Annotated in this window: 24 protein-coding genes; 14 read left to right on the plus strand and 10 right to left on the minus strand. The window is 40.1% G+C overall.

Annotation, left to right across the window (positions count from 1 at the left end):
* Positions 1-80 precede the first annotated feature (80 nt).
* The 3 genes from lpxB to HMPREF2750_RS05810 are packed head-to-tail and all read left to right on the plus strand — an operon-like array spanning position 81 to position 2,480.
* Positions 81-1,250, plus strand: coding sequence for a lipid-A-disaccharide synthase (lpxB, locus tag HMPREF2750_RS05800; protein ID WP_070583024.1), 1,170 nt, complete (start codon positions 81-83; stop codon positions 1,248-1,250).
* Complete coding sequence (gene rnhB, locus HMPREF2750_RS05805; RefSeq protein ID WP_070583025.1) at positions 1,243-1,845, plus strand: ribonuclease HII; 603 nt, start codon at positions 1,243-1,245, stop codon at positions 1,843-1,845. Before lpxB ends, rnhB begins: the two co-directional genes overlap by 8 nt.
* A gap of 35 nt (positions 1,846-1,880) precedes the next feature.
* A complete protein-coding gene (locus tag HMPREF2750_RS05810; RefSeq protein ID WP_070583026.1) occupies positions 1,881-2,480 on the plus strand; it encodes a DJ-1/PfpI family protein in 600 nt (199 codons plus the stop codon).
* 67 nt (positions 2,481-2,547) lie between these two features.
* Here the strand turns inward: HMPREF2750_RS05810 and aspA are convergent, their stop codons facing one another.
* The 8 genes from aspA to ureA form a co-directional block, all read right to left on the minus strand.
* Positions 2,548-3,966 carry an aspartate ammonia-lyase gene (aspA, locus tag HMPREF2750_RS05815; protein WP_070583027.1) on the minus strand — a complete coding sequence of 473 codons (1,419 nt, stop codon included), beginning with the start codon at positions 3,964-3,966 and terminating at the stop codon, positions 2,548-2,550.
* Positions 3,967-4,126: 160 nt separating this feature from the next.
* The gene (locus tag HMPREF2750_RS05820; protein ID WP_070583028.1) at positions 4,127-4,939 is read right to left on the minus strand and encodes an urease accessory protein UreD; all 813 of its coding nucleotides are present in this window, start codon (positions 4,937-4,939) and stop codon (positions 4,127-4,129) included.
* A gap of 50 nt (positions 4,940-4,989) precedes the next feature.
* On the minus strand, positions 4,990-5,625 hold the full coding sequence (gene ureG, locus HMPREF2750_RS05825) for an urease accessory protein UreG (protein WP_070583029.1): 636 nt from the start codon (positions 5,623-5,625) through the stop codon (positions 4,990-4,992).
* Positions 5,626-5,707: 82 nt separating this feature from the next.
* Positions 5,708-6,415: an urease accessory protein UreF gene (locus HMPREF2750_RS05830; RefSeq protein ID WP_070583030.1), complete on the minus strand. Its 708-nt coding sequence runs from the start codon at positions 6,413-6,415 to the stop codon at positions 5,708-5,710.
* A complete protein-coding gene (gene ureE, locus HMPREF2750_RS05835) occupies positions 6,400-6,957 on the minus strand; it encodes an urease accessory protein UreE (RefSeq protein WP_070583031.1) in 558 nt (185 codons plus the stop codon). Before ureE ends, HMPREF2750_RS05830 begins: the two co-directional genes overlap by 16 nt.
* Before the next feature lie 69 nt (positions 6,958-7,026).
* A complete protein-coding gene (gene ureC / locus HMPREF2750_RS05840; RefSeq protein ID WP_070583032.1) occupies positions 7,027-8,745 on the minus strand; it encodes an urease subunit alpha in 1,719 nt (572 codons plus the stop codon).
* 11 nt (positions 8,746-8,756) lie between these two features.
* Positions 8,757-9,062: an urease subunit beta gene (gene ureB, locus HMPREF2750_RS05845; RefSeq protein ID WP_005629499.1), complete on the minus strand. Its 306-nt coding sequence runs from the start codon at positions 9,060-9,062 to the stop codon at positions 8,757-8,759.
* 51 nt (positions 9,063-9,113) lie between these two features.
* Positions 9,114-9,416 carry an urease subunit gamma gene (gene ureA, locus HMPREF2750_RS05850; protein ID WP_070583033.1) on the minus strand — a complete coding sequence of 101 codons (303 nt, stop codon included), beginning with the start codon at positions 9,414-9,416 and terminating at the stop codon, positions 9,114-9,116.
* 169 nt (positions 9,417-9,585) lie between these two features.
* Here ureA and HMPREF2750_RS05855 point away from each other — a divergent pair, with 169 nt between their 5' ends.
* From HMPREF2750_RS05855 to galU, 8 genes are all read left to right on the plus strand, one after another.
* On the plus strand, positions 9,586-9,876 hold the full coding sequence (locus tag HMPREF2750_RS05855; RefSeq protein ID WP_005629492.1) for a co-chaperone GroES: 291 nt from the start codon (positions 9,586-9,588) through the stop codon (positions 9,874-9,876).
* 22 nt (positions 9,877-9,898) lie between these two features.
* Entirely contained in the window at positions 9,899-11,545 is a 1,647-nt protein-coding gene (gene groL, locus HMPREF2750_RS05860) for a chaperonin GroEL (RefSeq protein ID WP_070583034.1), read from the plus strand.
* A gap of 111 nt (positions 11,546-11,656) precedes the next feature.
* Positions 11,657-12,205 carry a YecA/YgfB family protein gene (locus HMPREF2750_RS05865; RefSeq protein ID WP_049368931.1) on the plus strand — a complete coding sequence of 183 codons (549 nt, stop codon included), beginning with the start codon at positions 11,657-11,659 and terminating at the stop codon, positions 12,203-12,205.
* 12 nt (positions 12,206-12,217) lie between these two features.
* Positions 12,218-13,510, plus strand: a complete 1,293-nt coding sequence (gene pepP, locus HMPREF2750_RS05870; protein ID WP_070583035.1) for a Xaa-Pro aminopeptidase — start codon at positions 12,218-12,220, stop codon at positions 13,508-13,510.
* Between the two features lie 103 nt (positions 13,511-13,613).
* A complete protein-coding gene (gene uspA / locus HMPREF2750_RS05875; protein ID WP_005698692.1) occupies positions 13,614-14,039 on the plus strand; it encodes a universal stress protein UspA in 426 nt (141 codons plus the stop codon).
* Positions 14,040-14,226: 187 nt separating this feature from the next.
* Positions 14,227-16,851: an alanine--tRNA ligase gene (gene alaS / locus HMPREF2750_RS05880; RefSeq protein WP_070583036.1), complete on the plus strand. Its 2,625-nt coding sequence runs from the start codon at positions 14,227-14,229 to the stop codon at positions 16,849-16,851.
* 78 nt (positions 16,852-16,929) lie between these two features.
* Positions 16,930-17,121 carry a carbon storage regulator CsrA gene (gene csrA, locus HMPREF2750_RS05885; protein WP_049363188.1) on the plus strand — a complete coding sequence of 64 codons (192 nt, stop codon included), beginning with the start codon at positions 16,930-16,932 and terminating at the stop codon, positions 17,119-17,121.
* 222 nt (positions 17,122-17,343) lie between these two features.
* On the plus strand, positions 17,344-18,231 hold the full coding sequence (gene galU, locus HMPREF2750_RS05890; protein WP_070583037.1) for a UTP--glucose-1-phosphate uridylyltransferase GalU: 888 nt from the start codon (positions 17,344-17,346) through the stop codon (positions 18,229-18,231).
* A gap of 114 nt (positions 18,232-18,345) precedes the next feature.
* On the opposite strand, the gene aqpZ is transcribed toward galU, so the two are convergent.
* Entirely contained in the window at positions 18,346-19,035 is a 690-nt protein-coding gene (gene aqpZ, locus HMPREF2750_RS05895) for an aquaporin Z (protein WP_070583038.1), read from the minus strand.
* A 226-nt stretch (positions 19,036-19,261) separates the two neighbouring features.
* On the opposite strand from aqpZ, the gene metJ reads away from it, so the two are divergent.
* Complete coding sequence (gene metJ, locus HMPREF2750_RS05900; RefSeq protein ID WP_005696757.1) at positions 19,262-19,579, plus strand: met regulon transcriptional regulator MetJ; 318 nt, start codon at positions 19,262-19,264, stop codon at positions 19,577-19,579.
* Position 19,580: 1 nt separating this feature from the next.
* Here the strand turns inward: metJ and cueR are convergent, their stop codons facing one another.
* The gene (cueR, locus tag HMPREF2750_RS05905) at positions 19,581-19,967 is read right to left on the minus strand and encodes a Cu(I)-responsive transcriptional regulator (RefSeq protein WP_070583039.1); all 387 of its coding nucleotides are present in this window, start codon (positions 19,965-19,967) and stop codon (positions 19,581-19,583) included.
* 80 nt (positions 19,968-20,047) lie between these two features.
* Here cueR and HMPREF2750_RS05910 point away from each other — a divergent pair, with 80 nt between their 5' ends.
* Together HMPREF2750_RS05910 and HMPREF2750_RS05915 are read left to right on the plus strand one after the other, a co-directional pair.
* Positions 20,048-20,257 carry a heavy-metal-associated domain-containing protein gene (locus HMPREF2750_RS05910; protein ID WP_049356372.1) on the plus strand — a complete coding sequence of 70 codons (210 nt, stop codon included), beginning with the start codon at positions 20,048-20,050 and terminating at the stop codon, positions 20,255-20,257.
* Positions 20,244-22,412: a heavy metal translocating P-type ATPase gene (locus HMPREF2750_RS05915; protein ID WP_070583040.1), complete on the plus strand. Its 2,169-nt coding sequence runs from the start codon at positions 20,244-20,246 to the stop codon at positions 22,410-22,412. Before HMPREF2750_RS05910 ends, HMPREF2750_RS05915 begins: the two co-directional genes overlap by 14 nt.
* The last annotated feature ends 12 nt before the right edge of the window (positions 22,413-22,424 follow it).

Below are 22,424 nucleotides of genomic sequence, written 5' to 3' on the forward strand. Positions count from 1 at the left end.
TCGTTAAGAGAAAATGATGAATAACAAAGAGACCGCACTATGATTTGTTCAAAGTGCGGTCGTTTTTTAGGATAAATTTAATGATAAAAGAAAATCCGACTATTGCGATTATTGCCGGTGAAGTCTCTGGTGATATTCTTGGTGCAGGCCTCATTCAAGCGCTTAAACGCCACTATCCGCAAGCTAAATTTGTCGGGATTGGTGGCGAGCGAATGATTGCTCAAGGTTTTGAAAGCTTTTTTGATATGGAAGAGCTCTCGGTCATGGGGCTAGTAGAAGTCCTCAAACATTTGCCGCGATTGCTAAAAATTCGTCGTAGTATCATCGAACAACTTTCTGATATTAAACCGGATGTATTTATTGGTATTGATGCACCGGATTTTAATCTCACCGTTGAACTGAAATTAAAAGAAAAAGGGATTAAGACGATTCATTATGTGAGTCCATCTGTATGGGCTTGGCGTCAAAATCGTATTTACAAAATTGCCAAAGCAACTCATCAAGTATTGGCTTTTCTTCCTTTTGAAAAAGCTTTTTATGATCGTTTTAATGTGCCTTGCCGTTTTATTGGCCATACCATGGCGGATGCGATTCCATTAAAACCAAATAGAGCGGAAGCTTGCCAGACCTTAGGTATTGATGAAAAAGGACGTTATCTTGCCATTTTAGTGGGGAGTCGTGGCAGCGAAGTTGGATTCCTCTCAGAACCATTTTTAAAAACCGCATTATTATTAAAAGAAAAATATCCAGACTTGCAGTTTTTAGTCCCTTTAGTGAATGAAAAACGTCGCCAGCAATTTGAGGAAATAAAGGCGCAGATTGCACCTGATCTCGATATACATTTAATTGATGGTAAAGCACGCCAAGTGATGATTGCTGCTGAAGCCACTTTACTTGCTTCAGGTACGGCTGCACTTGAAGCGATGTTGTGCAAATCGCCAATGGTAGTAGGCTATCGAATGAAACCGTTCACGTATTTCTTGGCAAAACGATTAGTTAAAACAAAATATATTTCATTACCTAATTTATTAGCAGATGAAATGCTTGTGCCAGAAATGATTCAAGAAGATTGCGAACCGCAAAAATTAGCAGAGCAACTTTCGCAGTATTTGGGTGATGACGAAAGTGCGGTCAAATCTCGCAGTGTTTTGATTCAACGTTTTACTGAATTACACAAATTAATTCAATGTGATGCGGATAGTCAAGCTGCACAAGCTGTAATTGATTTATTGGAGCAAAAGCATGACTGATTTTGTGTATCCTGAAGGTTATCAATTATTTGCAGGAGTGGATGAAGTTGGCCGAGGCCCTTTAGTGGGGGCTGTTGTCACAGCCGCAGTGATCTTAGATCCGAATAAGCCGATTGCTGGTTTGGCGGATTCTAAAAAACTCAGTGAGAAAAAACGGCTTGCACTCGCAGCAGAAATTAAAGAGAAAGCCTTAGCTTGGGCAATGGGACGAGCAGAGCCAGCCGAGATTGATGAATTGAATATTCTTCATGCCTCTATGTTAGCTATGGAGCGAGCAGTAAAAGCCTTAAAAATTCAACCGCACTTAGTGTTGGTAGATGGCAATCGTATTCCGCCTAATCTTGGTTTGCCTGCGCAAGCGGTAGTGAAAGGAGATTCACTTGTGGCTGAAATTAGTGCAGCCTCTATTTTGGCAAAAGTCGCGCGCGATCAGGAAATGGAAGCGTTAGATAAAAAGTATCCAGAATATGCTTTTGCTCAACATAAAGGGTATCCGACCAAATTACACTTAGAAAAATTAGCGGAACTGGGTCCTCTACCAGAGTATCGTCGAAGTTTTTCGCCTGTGAAGAAAGCATTAGGCATGGAAGACTAGTTAGCTTGAAAGATTTTAAGATTGAATAATATAAAATGGACATTTATTGCCTTGTCTTTGATGACTATGAAACGTTAGATCTAATGGGACCTGTTGAGTTTTTAGCAAGAGTCCCTAATGTTAAACTTTACTATGTCTCTCAAGTAGGGGGATTAGTTCGTAGTAAACAAGGGTTTCATATTGAAACAGAAAAACTAGAACATTTATTGCCTCATAGTGTGTTATTAGTTGTAGGAGGGCAAGGAACTCGTCAGTTAGTAAAAGATGAACAATTTATTAATCAGCTTGGTAAGTGGATTGATGAGTCAGAGGTGTGTTTAAGTGTTTGTACAGGTTCAGCATTATTGGCTTGTACGGGGCGATTAGATAGTTTAAAAGCGACTTCTAATAAAAAATCTTTTGAATGGGTAAAACAATGTCGCCCAGCTGTAAAATGGGAACCCGTTGCAAGATGGGTGAAAGATGGCAAGTTTTACACTTCATCAGGCGTTTCTGCTGGTATGGATATGGCGCTTGGGTTTATTGCTGATTATTACGGCAGTGACTTGGCTCAAGACATTGCTAACCACACCGAATATCATTGGCAAAAAGATCCTAGTGTAGATAATTTTGCTCGAATCCATGGATATAAATAATAGATTTAGTTTTAGATTAAACAAAAGAGCGGTCAAAATTGACCGCTCTTTTTATACCTCAGCGAGATTATTTATTTAATTTCGCTTTGTAAGTTGGGTTCATTAAGTTTTCTACAGAAAGGATGTCATCCAATTGTTCTGCTGTTAATAAACTTTTTTCTAATACAACTTCACGTACGCCTTTACCGGTTTGAGCACAGATTTTACCCACTAAGTCGCCATTATGGTGACCGATAAATGGATTCAAGTAAGTCACGATACCGATTGAGTTGAATACATAGTTTTCACAAATTTCTTTGTTTACAGTAATACCGTCTACACATTTATCGCGTAAGTTCACGCAAGCATTGGTTAAGATGTCGATAGATTCAAACATTGCTTGACCAATCACTGGTTCCATTACGTTTAATTGTAATTGACCCGCTTCAGATGCGAAAGTAACGGTAGTATCGTTACCAATTACTTTAAAGCATACTTGGTTCACCACTTCTGGAATAACTGGGTTTACTTTTGCAGGCATGATAGAAGAACCCGCTTGTAATTCAGGTAAGTTAATTTCTTTAATACCTGCACGTGGACCAGAAGAGAGTAAACGTAAGTCGTTACATACTTTAGATAGTTTTACTGCGGTACGTTTTAATGCACCATGAACCATGACATAAGCACCACAGTCAGATGTTGCTTCGATTAAGTTTTCAGCTGGTACGCAAGGTAATCCAGTTACCTCAGCAAGGTGTTTTACTACTAATTCTGTATAACCTTTTGGTGTATTTAAACCAGTACCGATTGCTGTTGCACCAAGGTTGACTTCAAGGAGTAACTCAGCGGTACGTTTTAAGTTACGTACTTCTTCTTCAAGTAATACGGCAAACGCTTTAAACTCTTGACCAACAGTCATAGGTACAGCATCTTGTAATTGGGTACGACCCATTTTTAAAATTTTAGCAAATTCTTTTGCTTTATTATCGAAACCATCATGTAAGTATTGGATTTTGTCGATAAGTTTTAAAATGCTGTTATATACCGCAATACGGAAACCGGTAGGATACGCATCGTTGGTAGATTGACTAGCGTTCACGTGGTCCATTGGGTTAATAACATCATATTCACCTTTTTTATGACCAATTTTTTCAAGCGCGAGGTTAGCAACCACTTCGTTGGTATTCATATTGACAGAAGTACCCGCACCACCTTGATATACATCAGATGGGAATTGATCTAAGCATTTCCCCGTGGTAAGAATTTCATCACAAGCAGCTACAATCGCTTTTGCAATATCACTTGGAATAGCACCTAATTCACCATTCGCTAGGGCAGTTGCTTTTTTTACCATCACCATACCGCGAACAAATTCCGGTACATCAGAAATGGTTACATTAGAAATATTGAAGTTTTCAACCGCTCTTAAGGTATGGATACCCCAGTATGCATCAGCTGGCACATCACGTTCACCTAATAAATCCACTTCTTTTCTGTATTGAGTCATTTTAATCACCTTTTTTGGTTGTTAATTAATTTGAGGTAATTATAGGAATTTACATAGAAAATAAATTTGACATGGATCACATTTCAAATAAGACGTATAAGAGATATTTTCATTTCTCGCATAAATTTTTTTAGGGGAAATTTATTCAGCTATATTAATTTTATGCTGATTTTAGTTGTTCAGCTATTTTCTCAAACAGTTTCTGGATGAGTTCAGCACGATGCCCAAGCACTCTAACAATAAGCCCACCTTCATTTAATTGAGAAATGCCAATAAGTAGTGATTTTTCGCTTTCCTGCTGTTTAAGTGTTTGAACGATTTGTTTAACTTCAGTTGGTGTTTTCAGCAAATTGAGATAAACCAATGAGCCTTGATGTGAAAAATCCTCCATTTGGCTTAATGCGGTCAATTTCATTTGTGCTGGTTGCCATTGAATACAATCCAATACAAGCGGTTTAGTTTGCCCATTATTTTGCAAAAGCTGAACTTTCAGATGAGAAGAAAATTGACGAAATTCAAAACGTTCATTGTTTGCTACTCGACCAATAGCCACAATCTCTCCATAAATCAGAACGCTATTAGGTTGCATATTGATGAATGTTTTTTGCTTAAATGCAGAATTCTTATGCAATACTAATGGGTGGGGCAAATAAAATAAGCGGCTATTCTCTTCAAGCTGAATGAAGGTGTTTTGTTCAGCAAAATCGCCTTCATTCATTGCCTGAACACGGGTAAAAGCCTGTGTATTTAAAGAGAGTGCGGTCGATTCTTCAAGTGTTATTTGAATATCAATATGATCCCCAGATAAGAGTCCTGGCGAAGAAGACATCTGAATAGCATTAAGTCCATTCGTCCAAGCATCCGAATAAGCAGGCAACGTCATCACTTTGAAAGGGGGAGTAGCAAAATACTCCGCAAGCTGAGTTTTACCGCTTGAAGAAAGTTTAGTTGAGAGTTTTAGCGTACTGTTCATAACCGATTAAATTTGTAAAATTCCCTTTTAAAAGAAGAGGGAAGGATGATTTATCTCACTAATGCTTTCGGCTCTTCTACATTTTTCAATAAGGCGTATTTTTCAATCCAACCAATCACACCGTCTAAATTTTCTTTCTTCATTAAGTTGGTAAAGATAAATGGTTGACCATTACGCATACGGCGCGCATCGCGTTCCATGATGCTTAAGTCAGCACCAACGAATGGCGCTAGGTCAGTTTTGTTAATCACTAATAAATCAGAACGAGTAATACCAGGACCACCTTTACGCGGGATTTTTTCACCTTGTGCGACGTCAATCACGAAAATCGTCACATCGGCTAAATCTGGGCTAAAGGTGGCCGATAAGTTATCACCGCCAGACTCAATAAAGACGATTTCTACATCAGGAAAGCGTGCAACCATTTCATCAACTGCTTCTAAGTTCATAGACGCATCTTCACGAATTGCCGTATGGGGGCAACCGCCCGTTTCCACGCCCATAATTCGCTCAGGCGGAAGTAGGCTATTTTTCGTTAAAAATTCCGCATCTTCTTGGGTATAAATATCATTGGTGATCACCGCTACGCTATAACGGCTTGCCATTTCACGAGTTAGTTTTTCAATTAACGCGGTTTTGCCTGCGCCAACAGGGCCTGCTACGCCAATTTTAATGTAGTTACGCATAATGTTCCTTTTGTTGATTATCGTAGAGGCTCATTCTTATCACCTCTGCGATATGTAAAAATTTAATAAAAAATGACCGCTCTTACGACATATAAAGTCGCGTATAAAGCACTTCATGCTGCATGGAACGAATGTCATTTGCGAGAGTTGTTGCACCCAGCCAATCAAGATTAGGCTCAAGGCTTAATTCAACAGCTTGCAAGAGCACACCACGCAAATCAAACAGAATATCTTGCCCATCCATTTGGCTGAGCGGAATGAGTTTCACTCCATTGGTAATGGTGCCGACTGCTGCATTGTAGTAGAACGCATACAAGGTATCTGCTTTGCTGAGCCCCATTGCTTGCGCTACCATCGCAAACACAATCGGGAAATAGCCTTGCGCGGTTTTATTCTGAATCGCTTGCTGAAATTGGCTCAACATTGGGTGTTGTTCATAGCGGATAAAAATTTTTAATAACCGCACACCGAGTTTAAAACTGCCTTCGCGACTTTCTCGCGCAATTTTGGTCGCAGATAGCGAATGGTCTAATTCGCACAAACGCTCAAAATCATTGGTAGCCATGGCTTCAAATGCGAGCGAAAGATAAGCGCCATCGTTATACACCCAGTTTTGCAAAAGCTGGATTTGCACATATTCTTCTAGGCTTGGTTTCGTCGAAACAACACCTTGTTGAACAAATGTTTCTAAACCGTTTGAATGGTTAAAGCCCCCGATTGGCAAAGTCGGGTCAACCAAGTGCAACAATGCGCCTAAATCTGCCAGGCTTCGGTTTAATGTTGGTGCCAATTGCCGTCTCCATGATGGTGATAGCCATGATGATCGTGCGAATGACTATGTGAATGCCCGTGCCCTTGTGCAGAATTTGCTCTTAATGCTTGGCTTAAACGACGTTCCGCTTTTCGTGGATGAAATCCTGCCGCTTGTAACCATTCAAACATCGGCTTATCGTAAGGCAATGTTACTTCATCGCCATCTAAAAACAGCGGCGAATGTTTATTGCCTATTTCATAACAAGCTCGAGCCATTTCAGGCAAGGTTTTCGGCGATAGCACAATCACTTCACTCGGTAAAATTTCAATTGCAATCACTAATTCATCGCTGATAAAAACCACATCATCGTGTTTTAAACGTTGTCCTTCTTTTAGCAAGCGAAAGGCAACTTCGCGCCCCGTATTTGTGGTTTTGCGTAAAATATTGCGCTCACTTTCATACCACTGCAATGCCACACGTTCAATGGTTTGATGGGTAATTTTGCCTTCAGCTTGAAGGCTAGTTAAATCGCCTAAAATGGTATCCATAATAGGCAGAATGGGGTTGAGGATTTTCATATTTATAAATTCGAAAGTAGTGCGTGTATGACACGCACTGTCTTTATTATTGAATAGCGTGTATTTTTATTAGAACATAAAATATCGTTGTCCTAATGGCACCGTATCCACGGGTTCGCAGGTAATTAACTCACCATCTACACGTACTTCATAACGTTCTGGATCCACCGTAATTTCAGGCGTAGCATTGTTGTGAACGAGATCTTTTTTACCCACGCGGCGGCACCCTTTCACGGCAATGGTTTCTTTGTGTAAACCGAATTTTGCACGAATATCGGCTTTTTTAGCGGCTTGGGAAACAAAGAATACCGCTGTTTGTGCTGTTGCTAAGCCTTGTGCACCGTACATTGGACGATAGAACACCGGTTGTGGGGTTGGAATAGAGGCATTTGGATCGCCCATTTTTGCGTAGCTGATAAAGCCTTTTTTAATCACCACTTCCGGTTTAACCCCAAAGAACATTGGTTTCCATAACACGATATCTGCGATTTTACCCACTTCTAACGAACCGATATGATCCGAAATACCATGTGCAATTGCTGGATTAATGGTGTATTTCGCAATGTAGCGTTTAATGCGGAAGTTATCGTTTCCTTCATTACCTAACTCACCACGTTGCATTTTCATTTTATCTGCCGTTTGCCATGTACGAATAACGACTTCGCCAATACGTCCCATTGCCTGAGAATCTGAACTCATAATTGAGAAGACGCCCATATCATGCAAAATATCTTCTGCTGCAATAGTTTCAGGACGAATACGGCTATCGGCAAAAGCTACGTCTTCCGGCACTCGTTTATCTAAGTGATGGCAAACCATCAACATATCTAAATGCTCATCAATAGTGTTTTTAGTAAACGGACGAGTCGGGTTGGTTGAAGCTGGCAATACGTTTGGATACATAGCCGCTTTAATGATGTCAGGCGCATGACCGCCACCAGCGCCTTCCGTGTGGAAGGTGTGAATCACACGTCCATCAATCGCTTTCATGGTATCTTCTAAAAAGCCACTTTCATTTAGCGTGTCGGTATGAATTGCCACTTGAATATCCATTTCATCTGCCACTTTTAAGGCAGAATCAATTACTGCAGGCGTAGCACCCCAGTCTTCGTGGATTTTTAAGCCTAATGCACCCGCTTCAATTTGTTCGCGTAGCGGATCTAACGTTGAACAGTTTCCTTTGCCGAAAAAGCCCACGTTGACTGGTAAAGCTTCTGCCGCTTGGAACATACGTTCCATATACCATGCGCCGGGTGTACAAGTAGTCGCGTGAGTACCATCAGCCGGGCCCGTTCCGCCACCAATTAACGTGGTAACACCGCTCTCAATCGCATGTTGTGCTTGTTGCGGACAAATAAAGTGAATGTGCGTATCAATACCGCCAGCGGTCGCAATTAAATGTGCGCCATTATGTACTTCCGTGCTAGCACCGATAATCATGTTTGGCGTGACGTTATCCATGGTGTCAGGGTTACCTGCTTGTCCGATACCAACAATACGACCATCGCGAATACCAATATCGGCTTTGATAATGCCTAATTTGGGATCAATGATCATCACATTGGTAATCACAAAATCCAATACATTTGGATTATCGCGAGTTGCCGTACCACTTTGCGCCATGCCGTCGCGTACACTTTTACCGCCACCAAATTTACACTCATCACCTTTGGTCAGGAAATCTTGTTCAATGGTTGCCCATAAATTGGTATCACCTAAACGGACTTTATCGCCAACGGTTGGGCCATAAGTTGCTACATATTGCGCTCTTGAAATTGTTAATGCCATCTTGCCCTACCTTATAATTTGCCATCAATTTGATTATGGAAGCCGTAAATAGTTTGCGAGCCACCAAAAGCCACTAACTCAACTGATTTCACTTCACCCGGTTCAAAACGTACTGCATTGCCGGATGGAACATTTAATCGCATTCCACGCGCTAAAGTGCGGTCAAATTTAAGGGCATTATTGGTTTCAAAGAAATGGTAATGGGAACCGACTTGAATTGGGCGGTCGCCTGAATTGGTTACTTCGATTGTGACGGTTTTTCTGCCAACATTGGCAATAATATCGCCTTCAGCTAATTGGTATTCACCTGGGATCATTTTTAATTCCTTAGTTGTAAATTTTTTCCGATTTTTAACCGCTTGTACTTATTATCTAATCGGATTGTGTACGGTAACAAGCTTCGTGCCATCTGGGAAAGTTGCTTCAATTTGTACTTCATTAACCATCTCAGCGACGCCTTCCATCACATCTTCAATAGTGAGCAACGTTGCACCATATTGCATGACTTCCGCCACACTCATACCATCTCTCGCTGCTTCTTGTAAATGACTTGCAATGTACGCGATTGTTTCAGGATAGTTTAATTTTAAGCCACGCGCTTTACGTTTTGCGGCTAGCTCACCGGCTAAAAAGAGCATCAATTTCTCTTGTTCTCTTGATGTTAAATGCATATTGTTATTCCTTTTCTTGTTTATTATGCAAGATGAGCCGAATTTTACGTAAAAAACGACAGAATAGGAAAAATATTTTATTCAATTTTTTTTATAATCCCCCTTGAAATCATAAAAAACCTCCTTATATAGGGAGTGCGTTAACTAATTTTTAAGAAGGAAATTAATCATGAATATTCGTCCTTTACACGATCGTGTAATCATTAAACGTGAAGAAGTAGAAACTCGTTCAGCTGGCGGTATCGTATTAACCGGTTCAGCGGCGACTAAATCAACCCGTGCGAAAGTATTAGCAGTGGGTAAAGGTCGTATTTTGGAAAATGGTACTGTTCAACCTTTAGATGTGAAAGTTGGCGATACAGTTATTTTCAATGATGGTTATGGCGTGAAAAGTGAAAAAATCGATGGTGAAGAAGTGTTAATCATTTCTGAAAACGACATTTTGGCGATTGTTGAATAATTTAAATTAAGGAAAAAAGAAAATGGCAGCAAAAGACGTAAAATTTGGTAACGATGCACGCGTAAAAATGCTTAAAGGCGTGAATGTATTAGCAGATGCAGTAAAAGTGACCCTTGGCCCTAAAGGTCGTAATGTCATTTTAGATAAATCATTTGGTGCGCCAACCATCACTAAAGATGGTGTATCTGTCGCACGTGAAATTGAATTAGAAGATAAATTTGAAAATATGGGTGCGCAAATGGTGAAAGAGGTTGCCTCTAAAGCCAATGATGCAGCCGGTGACGGTACAACGACCGCGACAGTTCTTGCTCAAGCTATCGTAAATGAAGGCTTAAAAGCTGTGGCGGCAGGTATGAACCCAATGGATTTAAAACGCGGTATCGATAAAGCGGTAAGTGAGGTTGTTTTTGAGCTTAAAAATTTATCTAAACCTTGCGAAACTTCTAAAGAAATTGAGCAAGTGGGTACAATTTCAGCTAACTCAGACAGTATTGTGGGTCAATTAATTGCTCAAGCAATGGAAAAAGTGGGTAAAGAAGGCGTGATTACTGTAGAAGACGGTACAGGTCTTGACGATGAATTAGCCGTTGTGGAAGGGATGCAATTCGATCGTGGTTACTTATCACCTTATTTCATCAACAAACCAGAAACAGCAACTGTTGAATTGGACAACCCATACATTCTTTTAGTGGATAAAAAAGTATCAAACATTCGCGAATTACTTCCAGTATTAGAAGGTGTAGCGAAGGCAGGTAAACCATTATTAATTATCGCTGAAGATATCGAAGGTGAAGCACTTGCAACCTTAGTAGTGAACACTATGCGTGGTATCGTGAAAGTGGCAGCAGTAAAAGCGCCAGGTTTTGGTGATCGTCGTAAAGCAATGTTACAAGATATTGCGATCTTAACAGCAGGTACCGTGATTTCTGAAGAAATCGGTATGGAGCTTGAAAAAGCAACATTAGAAGATTTAGGTCAAGCAAAACGTGTTGTCATCAACAAAGATAACACCACGATTATCGATGGTGTGGGTGATGAAGCACAAATCAAAGGTCGCGTAGCGCAAATTCGTCAACAAATCGAAGAATCAACGTCTGATTATGACAAAGAAAAACTTCAAGAACGCGTAGCTAAACTTGCTGGCGGTGTGGCTGTAATCAAAGTAGGTGCAGCAACTGAAGTTGAAATGAAAGAGAAAAAAGATCGTGTGGATGATGCATTACACGCAACTCGTGCAGCGGTAGAAGAAGGTATCGTTGCGGGTGGTGGTGTTGCATTAGTTCGTGCTGCAACTAAAGTCGCAGCAACCTTAAAAGGTGATAATGAAGAACAAGATGTAGGTATCAAACTTGCATTACGTGCAATGGAAGCGCCACTTCGTCAAATCGTCACCAACGCAGGTGAAGAAGCATCGGTTGTGGCAAGTGCGGTTAAAAATGGCGAAGGAAACTTTGGTTATAACGCAGGTACTGAACAGTACGGCGATATGATCGAAATGGGTATTTTAGATCCAACTAAAGTCACTCGTTCTGCGTTACAATTCGCGGCTTCTGTAGCGGGCTTAATGATCACTACAGAATGTATGGTGACCGATCTTCCAAAAGATGATAAAGCCGATTTAGGTGCTGCCGGCATGGGCGGTATGGGAGGCATGGGCGGAATGATGTAATTCCCCTTCGCAAAAGAAAGTGCGATCGTTTTTCTTTATAGAAATGCGATCGCATTTTTATTTGTGTGGTGCTACACTTTAATGGTTTTCGATGATTTTATAGGTATAACAATGACAATTTCCCAAACTGAACTTAATCAACAACTCAAATCTGCCGGTATTGGTATTAATGCAACTGAATTACATGGCTTTTTGAGCGGCTTAATTTGTGGTGGACTGAAAGATCAAAGCTGGTTACCGCTTTTATATCAATTCAGTAACGATAACCACGCCTATCCAACCGCATTAATTCAGCCAATTACCGAAATCTATGAACAGATTGGTAAAACCTTAGGGGATGTAGAAGGGTTTGATTTTGAATTGGGATTAACCGAAGATGAGAGCGTGTTTGCTCGCGCAGACAGCCTATCAGACTGGGCAAACCAATTTTTATTGGGTTTAGGGCTTGTTCAGACTGAATTGGGTAAAGAAAAAGGCGAAATTGGCGAAGCGGTAGATGATTTACAAGATATTTGCCAGCTCGGTTATGAAGAAGATGATGACGAAGAAGAGCTTGCCGAAGCCTTAGAAGAAATTATTGAATATGTTCGCACCATTGCGATGTTGTTTTACACCCATTTCAACGATGATGCACAAGAAATAAAACCGATATTACATTAAAAGGAGCGAAACATGGATCTCGCATACGTGGCGGCATTACCGCAAGAGGAATTTACAGAACGTCGTCAAAAAGTATTCGCACAAATGCAGCCAAATTCTGCCTTGTTGCTATTTTCCGAAATTGAAAAACGTCGTAATAACGACTGTGATTTTCCTTTCCGTCAAGACAGTTACTTTTGGTATTTGACGGGTTTTAATGAACCCAATGCCGCGTTGTTATTGATTAAAACGGAAGATGCGGAAAAGACAGTGGTATTTCTTCGTCCGCGAGATCCTTTACTTGAGACATGGAATGGTCGTCGATTAGGTGTTGAGCGCGCACCGCAAAAACTCAATGTCGATGAAGCCTATTCTATTGATGATTTCAAAACTGAATTTCCAAAATTAACGGAAAAATTGACCGCACTTTATCATGTGGCAGATCGTCATCCTTGGGGCGATAAATTATTAGCTGAAAGTGCGGTGAAATTTTACGCTGTTTTTGATTGGCAGCCGATGTTAAGTGAAATGCGCTTAATTAAATCACCAAATGAAATTCGCTTAATGCAGCAAGCAGGACAGATTACGGCATTTGGGCATATTAAGGCGATGCAAGTAACTCATCCAAATCGTTTTGAATATGAAATTGAAAGCGAAATTCTGCATGAATTTAATCGTCATGGGGCAAGATTCCCGTCTTACAATTCCATTATTGCCGGGGGCGATAATGCCTGTATTTTGCACTACACCGAAAATGATCAATCATTAAAAGATGGCGATCTTGTGTTGATTGATGCAGGGTGTGAGTTTGCTATGTATGCAGGCGATATCACGCGTACGTTCCCAGTGAATGGTCAATTTACTCAGCCACAACGTGAGATTTATGAATTAGTGTTAAAAGCACAAAAACGTGCGATTGAGCTATTAGTGCCAGGTAATTCAATTAAACTGGCAAATGACGAAGTGATTCGTATTAAGACTCAAGGCTTGGTGGATTTAGGTATTCTGAAAGGGGATGTAGATAAGCTGATTGAAGAAAAAGCCTATCGCCAATTTTATATGCATGGTTTAGGCCATTGGCTTGGCTTGGATGTGCACGATGTTGGTCGCTATGATGATGATCGTAGCCGTACGCTTGAAGTGGGGATGATCATCACTGTTGAGCCAGGTATTTATATTTCAGAAGAGGCGGATGTGCCAGCGCAATATAAAGGCATTGGTGTGCGTATTGAGGATAACTTGCTAATGACAGAATATGGCAATAAAAATCTGACTGCAGCGGCTCCAAAAGAAATTGATGACATTGAGAATTTAATGAAAAATTGAGAAGAATTCTCAAAATTGTGATCTAGTGCAAGTTTTTTGTGCAGTTAAGGTGCTAATATACAGTTAGATAAAAAAGACCAATCAAATCAGTAAGGAGTCGATTATGTACAAACACGTTTTAGTTGCGGTAGATCTTTCTGACGAAAGTGAATTTCTACTCAAAAAAGCCGTGGGAATTGCAAAACGTAATGATGCGCAACTTTCCATTATTCATGTAGATGTAAACTTCTCGGATCTCTATACTGGTTTAATTGATGTCAATATGTCATCAATGCAAGATAGAATCTCGAGCGAAACCCAAAAGGCGCTAATTAATTTAGCGGAACATGCTGGTTATCCAATAAAAGAAAAATTGAGCGGTAGCGGTGATTTAGGTCAAGTTTTGACGGACGCTATTGATCAGTATGATGTAGATCTACTAGTGACAGGTCATCACCAAGATTTCTGGAGTAAATTAATGTCTTCAACACGTCAAGTGATGAATACCATTAAAATTGATATGTTGGTTGTGCCACTTCGCGACGAATAGTGATCAAAAATTATTTTTAGCCCTATTAAAATAACGTAAATTGTAACCGCACTTCTCAATTAATGCAGTAGAGTGCGGTTTTCTTTTTTAAGATCAGTGAAAAAGCCTTTTTCTCTAGGTTAAAATATGCAAGAATAGTAAGCTTTTTTATAAATCGTGATCGAGATAGAGACACAAGGTTTTATCAATGAAAACAACAGCAGAAATTAGACAGTCATTCCTTGATTTTTTCCATAGCAAGGGGCATCAGGTCGTCGCAAGTAGTTCACTTGTGCCTGAAAATGATCCGACATTGCTTTTCACTAATGCCGGTATGAACCAATTTAAAGACGTGTTCCTTGGTATGGACAAACGTCCTTACTCACGTGCGACAACTGCACAACGTTGCGTGCGCGCAGGTGGTAAGCATAATGACTTAGAAAACGTCGGTTATACGGCGCGTCACCATACTTTCTTTGAAATGCTTGGCAACTTCAGCTTTGGCGACTATTTCAAACATGATGCAATTAATTTTGCGTGGGAGTTCTTAACCTCTCCACAATGGCTCGGGTTACCAAAAGAAAAATTATGGGTAACCGTGTATGAAACCGATAATGAAGCTTATGATATTTGGCATAAAGAAGTCGGTGTGCCAGCAGAGCGTATTATTCGTATCGGTGATAACAAAGGCGCGCCTTATGCATCAGATAACTTCTGGGCAATGGGTGACACAGGTCCTTGTGGTCCATGTACTGAAATTTTCTACGATCACGGTGATCACATTTGGGGTGGGCCTCCAGGCTCACCAGAAGAAGATGGTGACCGCTATATCGAAATTTGGAACGTGGTATTCATGCAATTTAACCGTCAAGCAGACGGTACAATGGAAAAATTACCACGTCCATCGGTTGATACCGGGATGGGTTTAGAGCGTATTTCTGCTGTATTACAGCACGTAAACTCTAACTATGAGATCGATATTTTCCAAAAATTAATTGCAAAAACAGCAGAAATAGTAGGAACAACAGATTTAACTAATAAATCATTACGCGTAATTGCTGACCACATTCGTTCTTGTGCATATTTAATTGCAGATGGTGTGATTCCATCAAACGAAGGTCGTGGTTATGTATTACGTCGTATTATTCGTCGTGCAGTGCGTCATGGCCACTTGTTAGGGGCAAAAGAAGCCTTCTTCTATAAACTTGTGCCAACCTTAATTGAAGTCATGGCGGAAGCTGGCAAAGAAGTTAAAGAAAAACAAGCCAATGTCGAAAAATTACTTCGTTTAGAAGAAGAACAATTTGCTCGTACATTAGAGCGCGGATTAAGCTTATTAGATGATGCGCTAGCTCAAGTGAAAGATGGTGTGTTATCAGGTGAAGTAGCCTTTAAACTTTATGATACTTATGGCTTCCCACTTGATTTAACTGCAGACGTATGTCGTGAGCGTGATATTGCAATTGATGAAGCAGGTTTTGAGCGTGAAATGGAAGCACAACGTTTACGCGCACAATCTGCAAGCCAATTCGGCATGGATTACAACAATGTTATTCGTGTAGAAGGTGAAACGAAATTTGAAGGTTATACTGAATCAGAATCTTTAGCCAAAGTGACCGCACTTTTCCATGATGGTAAATCAGTAGAGAGTATTACTGCAGGCCAAAGCGCTGTGGTAATTTTAGAAAACACTCCATTTTATGCAGAATCGGGTGGCCAAATTGGTGACAGTGGTTATTTAACCTCTCAAGGTATTCAGTTTAATGTAAAAGATACTCAAAAATATGGTCAAGTATTTGGTCATATTGGTGAGTTAGAACAAGGCAGTTTAAAAGTCGGACAAACAGTCAATGCGGTTGTGGATGCAGCAAGACGTCATCAAACGTCACTTAACCATTCTGCAACACACTTATTACACGCCGCATTGCGTCAAGTTTTAGGTCACCATGTAGTGCAAAAAGGATCATTAGTATCCGATACAGCATTACGTTTTGACTTTGCTCATCCGGAAGCGATTACCAAAGCACAGCTTAACGAAATTGAAACGTTGGTAAACCAAAAAGTACGTGAGAATTATGTGGTTCAAACGGACGTAATGGATATCGAAGCGGCAAAAGCAAAAGGTGCAATGGCGCTATTCGGTGAAAAATATGCTGATGTGGTACGTGTTTTAACAATGGGTGATTTCTCCGTTGAACTTTGTGGTGGCATTCATGCTAAACGTACTGGTGATATCGGTTTATTTAAAATTGTGGCGGAAACTGCAGTTGCAGCAGGTGTTCGTCGTATTGAAGCGGTAACGGGTGAAAATGCAATTAATTGGTTACATAATCAACAACGCATTCTTGCTCAAAGTGCAGATTTATTTAAATCTGACGTTAATACCCTTGTTGAGAAAATTCAGCAACTTCAAGATAAAGCGAAGAAAGCAGAAAAAGAATTACAAGGATTAAAAGAAAAAGCCGCAATGCAAGCGGGGTCCGATTTAGTGAAAAGTGCGGTTAAAATTAATGATGTTTCTGTAATCGTACATCAACTAGACGGAATTGAAACTAAATCGTTACGTGTGATGGTTGATGATTTAAAAAATCAACTTGGTTCAGGCGTAATTGTATTTGCATCTATTTTAGATGATAAAGTCAACCTCGTCGTTGGCGTAACAAGCGATTTAACTACTAAAGTGAAGGCTGGCGAGCTAGTGAATTTAATGGCTCAGCAAGTTGGTGGGAAAGGCGGTGGTCGCCCTGATATGGCAATGGCAGGAGGCTCCCAACCAGAAAATGTGAATCTAGCATTAACTGTCGCACAAAACTGGTTAAGCAATAATCTGTAGTACAAGCAGGTCGGTGGGATGCCGATCTTTACTTGATTGATAGGGATATCTAATAAATGCAAACTAAGGAGATAAAAGATGTTAATCTTAACTCGAAAAGTTGGCGAAAGTGTTCTCATTGGAGACGATATTTCTATCACGGTTTTGAGTGTACGTGGAAACCAAGTCAAACTCGGTGTGCAAGCGCCTAAAGAAGTATCCGTTCACCGAGAGGAAATTTACCAACGAATTCTGCAGTCAAAAGATGAACATATAGATGGGGCATCTTAGACCAACGAGTTTTATGAATGTTTTACATTCTATTTATAATTTAATTAACGTTTTTCAAAAAATTAAACCCATTGGTTTGCAAGATTTTAAATAACGGAAATTTGAGTTATAAAGGTAGAGAAGGAACTTTTCCAACTTAAATCTATCAAAATTTAATAAATAATGACCGCACTTTTAGTATAGAAGTGTGGTCATTCCATATTAAAACAAAAAGGAAAATCAATGAAAGTTATTATTCCCGTAGCTGGTTTAGGTACTCGTATGTTGCCAGCAACAAAAGCAATTCCAAAAGAAATGTTAACGCTTGTGGATAAACCACTGATTCAATATGTTGTGAATGAGTGTGTGGCTGCTGGTATTAAAGAAATCGTATTAGTCACACATTCTTCTAAAAATGCGATTGAAAACCACTTTGATACGTCTTTTGAGTTGGAAACTATGCTTGAGAAGCGTGTTAAACGTCAGCTTCTAGAAGAGGTGCGTTCTATTTGCCCTAAAGATGTAACCATCATGCACGTTCGTCAAGGGAATGCGAAAGGTTTAGGTCATGCGGTGTTATGTGGTCGTCCAGTTGTTGGAAACGAGCCGTTTGCTGTGGTGTTACCTGATGTGCTTTTAGCAGATTTTACGGCAAATCAAAAGAAAGAAAATCTTTCAGCAATGATTAAACGTTTTAAAGAAACACAAGCAAGCCAAATTATGGTAGCGCCTGTTGCCGCTGATGAAGTGAGTAGCTATGGTATTGCTGATTGTGGTGGCGTAGAATTAAAAGGTGGTGACAGCGTTAAAATTAACAGTATTGTTGAAAAACCATCTGTTGAAGAGGCACCATCAAATCTTGCCGTTGTAGGTCGTTATGTGTTCTCTGCTGCGATTTGGGATTTATTAGAAAGAACACCTGTTGGCGTGGGCGATGAAATCCAATTAACGGATGCGATCGATATGCTTATTGAGAAAGAGACTGTTGAAGCATTCCACATGACAGGTAGAAGCTTTGACTGTGGTGACAAGATTGGCTATATGGAAGCTTTTGTAGAATATGGTCTTCGTCATGATAAGTTAGGTAAAGAGTTTAAAGCTTTCCTAAAAGATCTTGTAAAAACCTTATAATTGACTGAAACCGCCGAAAGGTGGTTTTTATTTATATATTTGGATTACACAATATAAAAGATAAAAAAAGAAGGCATCTAATGATGCCTTCTTCTTTCTCTATGAAACGAAACCTTAGTTATTTTTCGCTAATAAAGTGCGGTAGATAATACCACCTAAAATACCACCGATAATTGGCGCAACCCAGAATAACCATAATTGGTCGATTGCCCAAAAACCTTGGAATACTGCAACTGCAGTACTACGAGCCGGGTTTACAGAGGTATTTGATACAGGAATGCTGATTAAGTGGATTAAAGTTAAACCTAAACCAATTGCGATTGGCGCAAAACCTGCAGCTGCATTTTTATGCGTTGAACCCATGATGATTAATAAGAAGAATGCAGTCAATAATACTTCCGCTACGAATACCGCTTCTAAGGAATAACCTTCAGGCGAATGCTCACCGTAACCATTAGATGCAAAACCTGCAGTCACATCAAAGCCAGCTTTACCTGATGCGATAAGATAAAGTGCAGCACCGGCTACTAAACCACCAACTACTTGAGAAACGATGTATGGAAGAGCATCTTTCGCAGAGAAACGACCGCCTGCCACTAAACCAAGTGTTACAGCTGGGTTAAAGTGACCACCAGAAATGTGACCTACAGCGTAAGCCATGGTTAATACGGTTAAACCGAAGGCAAATGCAACGCCCACATAACCGATACCAAGGTTGACAGAAGCGGCAAAAATTGCGCTACCACAACCACCGAAAACTAACCAAAATGTGCCGAAGAATTCAGCAAAAAGTTTTTTTGACATAATAGACCTCAATATTAAATATGTCGTTATTTCAAATAACAATAATGTATTGCGAATGCAACAGGCATTTAGTCAAAGATAAGGGGTTTTGGTTCTGCAAATTATTGTAAATGTTTGTAAGTAAATGTAAGGGAAATAGCATGCTATACTTTTAGCCGTCTAGATTGTCATTTTGCTTATTTTTCATTAAAATACGGATAAATTATCAGGTTATTTAAGGTGCATTATGGCAAACTGGGATGGCAAATATATTAGCCCTTATGCAGAGCATGGCAAAAAGAGCGAACAGGTCAAAAAAATTACCGTTTCTATTCCAATTAAAGTATTGGAAATTTTGACGAATGAGCGTACGCGTCGTCAGTTGAAAAGTTTGCGCCATGCAACAAATAGTGAATTGCTTTGTGAGGCATTCTTACATGCTTTTACTGGTCAGCCATTACCGACTGATGCAGATTTAATGAAAGAGCGTCATGATGAGATTCCTGAAAATGCCAAAGAAATCATGCGCGATTTGGGTATTGATCCTGAAAGCTGGGAATATTAATTTATCCTTTTAATCCTTCTAAAATACTGCATTCAGGGCAATCATTGCCCTGACAAGCGTTATGCCATCGTTCCAATTCCTCTACCATTTTTTGCAAGTGATGAATTTGCTCATTCAATGTTTTAATATGCTGCGTAGTGAGTGCTTTAACTTCTCGGCTACTACGATTGGGATTATCCTGTAATTGCAAAAGTTGGTGAATTTGTTGGAGTGAAAACCCTACATCTCGATAGTGGCGAATAAAACGTAATCGCTCTAAATCCTTTTCTTCATAATGACGATAACCGGAAAGGCTTCTTTGTGCAGGCTTTAATAAGCCAGACTTCTCATAATCTCGAATTTGTTTACTTGATAAACCCACTAATTTTGCCACTTCACTAATGTTCATAAAAAATCCTTGACCTTAACCTTATGTTAAGGTTTATAGTAAGCTTAATTTCAATCTATATCAATAATTAAGGAGTAAATATGAAATCAATTACATTACATGTAACAGGAATGACTTGTGGTGGTTGTGTGAAAAGCGTCACAAGAGTGTTGGAAGAGCTTAATGGCGTAGAAAAAGCTGTTGTAACACTTGATGACGGTAAAGCGGTGATTACCTTTGATGAAAGTGCGGTTAGTATTGCACAATTAATTGAAACAATTGAAGAGGCAGGTTTTGATGCAACAGAATAAAAAAATAGTCATTCAAATCGAGGGGATGACCTGCCAATCCTGTGCTAATCGGATTGAGAAAGTATTGAATCGAAATGATTTTGTCTCTGACGCGGGCGTGAATTTTGCGGCAGAGGAAGCGCATGTCGTATTTGATTCATCTCAGGCTTCAGAACAAGATATTTTGACAATTATTCAAAAAGCGGGATATAAGGGCATTCTAAAGCAAAATGTGCTGCCTAGCGCACCTAATGAAACGAAGATTAGTCCGCGTTTATGGTTGCTTTTGTTCATTAACATTCCTTTTTTAATCGGAATGAGCGGGATGATGTTTAATCATCATTCTTGGATGATACCACCAATGTGGCAATTTGTTCTTGCGAGCATTGTGCAACTTTGGTTAGCCATTCCTTTTTATAAAGGTGCGATTGGTAGTATTCGAGGTGGTTTGGCCAATATGGATGTACTCGTGAGTACTGGTACGTTGGTGATTTATCTCTATTCGGTCTTTATGCTGTTTTATTATCAGTCAATGGGGCATGATGGCGCATCTCATGTCTATTTTGAAGTATCGGTGATGGTCATCGGTTTCGTCAGCCTTGGGAAATTTCTTGAGGAAAGAACGAAGAAACAAAGCTTAAACAGTTTAGGGCTATTATTACAACTCACCCCAAAACAAGTCAGTGTTCAACGTGAAAATCGTTGGGAAACGATTCCTCTCGATCAAGTAAAAATAGGCGATATTTTACGAGCTAATCAAGGTGAACGTATTGCAGCTGATGGCGTAGTTGAACAGGGGAGTGGTTGGTGCGATGAGAGTCATTTAACCGGTGAATCTCACCCATTAGAAAAAATGTCTCAAAGCCCTGTGCTTGCAGGGGCAATGGTGACACAAGGTAGTCTTATTTATCGAGCTAATCAACTCGGACAGCAAACGCTATTGGGCGATATGATGAAAGCGCTTTCCGAGGCGCAAGGTACAAAAGCGCCTATTGCTCGTTTTGCTGACAAAGTTTCAGCTGTATTTGTGCCTACCGTGTTATTGATTTCCGTAATGACATTTGGATTAACCTGGTGGATAAAAGGAGATTGGGTAACCGCTTTAATTCATGCGGTTGCTGTGTTAGTCATTGCCTGTCCTTGTGCATTAGGGCTTGCCACACCTGCTGCCATAATGGTGGGAATGGGGAAAGCAGTCAATGCAGGGATTTGGTTTAAAGATGCGGCATCTATGGAAGAGGCGGCGCATGTGGATACGGTGGTATTAGATAAAACAGGAACGATAACTCAAGGAGAGCTCAAAATTGCCGCTGTTTGGCAACCACAAAGTGCGGTCTATTCTGAGGAAGATTTGTATCGTATTGCAGCTTCCGTTGAGCAAAATGCCAATCATCCTTTAGCTAAAGCGATAGTCCTGGCTGCGCAGGAAAAATCACTTGAAATTCCGACCGCACTTTCAGTTCATTCAGAAGTGGGGCAGGGTATATCTGCTCACATTGAAGGAGTTGGTTTGGTTAAAGTCGGTAAGCCGACTTATTGTGAATTAACCTTACCAGATAATATACCCCAAATTTGGCAAATCGCGAGTGTTGTTGCGGTATCTGTAGATAACAGTCCAATCGGTGCATTTGCGCTAGCAGACAGTCTAAAAGAGGATAGTTTGCAAGCGATTCAACGCTTACACCAACATAATATTGATGTGGTGATGATGAGTGGTGATCAACAATCTGTCGTTGATTATGTTGCCCAGCAAGTAGGTGTGAAAACTGCACAGGGTAATTGCAGTCCACGTGACAAAGCGGCTTATATTGAGAGATTACGTCAGCAAGGCAAAGTGGTCGCAATGGTTGGTGATGGTGTGAATGATGCACCAGCATTAGCAATGGCTAACGTAAGCTTTGCGATGAAATCGGGTTCTGATGTTGCAGAACAAACTGCATCGGCGACACTCATGCAGCATTCGGTGGATCAGTTAGTTGATGGATTAATGATTTCCAGAGCAACATTAAAGAATATAAAACAAAATTTATTCTTTGCCTTGATTTATAATGTACTAGGTATTCCACTTGCGGCATTAGGCTACTTAAGTCCTGTTTTAGCAGGGGCAGCGATGGCAATGAGTTCGCTTTCGGTGCTATTCAATGCATTGCGGTTAAAACGAGTGAAAATTAAATAAGAAAAAGGCGAT

Source organism: Haemophilus sp. HMSC066D02, from assembly GCF_001810545.1.
In the GTDB taxonomy this organism is placed as follows: Bacteria; Pseudomonadota; Gammaproteobacteria; order Enterobacterales; family Pasteurellaceae; genus Haemophilus_D.